The organism is Kitasatospora indigofera, from assembly GCF_014655955.1.
In the GTDB taxonomy this organism is placed as follows: domain Bacteria; phylum Actinomycetota; class Actinomycetes; order Streptomycetales; family Streptomycetaceae; genus Kitasatospora; species Kitasatospora indigofera.
The window spans coordinates 1-1,201 of record NZ_BNBO01000151.1 but is presented as its reverse complement, the minus strand read 5'-3'; the positions used below and the strand labels follow the sequence as shown (position 1 = coordinate 1,201).

The following is a 1,201-nucleotide window of genomic DNA, read 5'->3' as shown; positions in this document are numbered from 1 at the left end:
GACGTGCTGACGGTGCGTGAGCGTGGGTTGGTGCTGGGGGAGTGGGCGGCGACGTCGCGGGAGTTGCCGGGGGCGTCGGTGGCGGATCTGCTGGCGGAGCGTGCGGCGTCGGTGCCGGACGAGACGGCGTTGGTGTTCGGTGCGGCTTCGTGGACGTATGCGGAGCTGGATGCGCGGGTGAACCGGTTGGCGCGGTTGTTCGTGGCGCGGGGTGCGGGGCCGGAGCGGGTGGTGGCGCTGGGGTTGCCGCGGTCGTTGGAGATGGTGGCGGCGTTGTTCGCGGTGTTGCGGTCGGGGGCGGCGTACCTGCCGTTGGAGCTGGACTACCCGGTGGACCGGCTGGCCTTCATGGTGGCGGACACCGCGCCGGTCTGCCTGGTCACCGACTCCACCGCGGCCGCGCTGATGCCCTCGCATCCGAACACCCTGCTGCTCGACGCGGACACCGTCCGCGCGGAGCTGGCGGCACTGGACGGCACCCCGTACCGGGCCGGCTACGCGCCGGACGCCCCGGCGTACGTGATCTTCACCTCGGGGTCGACGGGCCGGCCGAAGGGTGTGGTGACGCCGTACCAGGGTCTGACCAACATGCAGTTGAACCACCGGGAGGCGATCTTCGACCCGGTGGTGGCCTCGGCGGGCGGGCGGCGGCTGCGGATCGCGCACACCGTCTCGTTCTCCTTCGACATGTCGTGGGAGGAGCTGCTCTGGCTGGTCGAGGGCCACGAGGTCCATGTGATGGACGAGGCGCTGCGCCGCGACGCCCAGGGCCTGGCGGACTACTGCGCCGAGCTGGAGGTCGACGTCATCAACGTGACGCCCTCCTACGCCCAGGCGCTGGTGGAGTGCGGTCTGCTGGACGAGGGGCGGCATCGGCCGGTGCTGGTGCTGCTGGGTGGTGAGGCGGTGGCGGAGACGCTGTGGTCGAAGCTGCGGGACACCCCCGGGGTGATGGGTTACAACCTGTACGGGCCGACCGAGTACACGATCAACACCCTGGGTGGTGGCACGCTGGACTCGGCGACGGCGACGGTGGGCCGGCCGATCTGGAACACCCGGGCGCACGTGCTGGACGCGCACCTGCGTCCGGTGCCGGTGGGTGTGGCGGGTGAGTTGTACGTCTCCGGGGTGGGTCTGGCGCGGGGATACCTGAACCGGCCGGGTCTGACGGCGGAGCGGTTCGTGGCGGACCCGTTCGGCG

Annotated in this window: 1 protein-coding gene; it reads left to right on the top strand. The window is 71.5% G+C overall.

The genetic code is table 11. From position 1 onward, the window contains the following. Positions 1 to 1,201: amino acid adenylation domain-containing protein (locus IE329_RS39890; RefSeq protein WP_190215969.1), on the top strand; the 1,201-nt coding region annotated here is incomplete at both ends.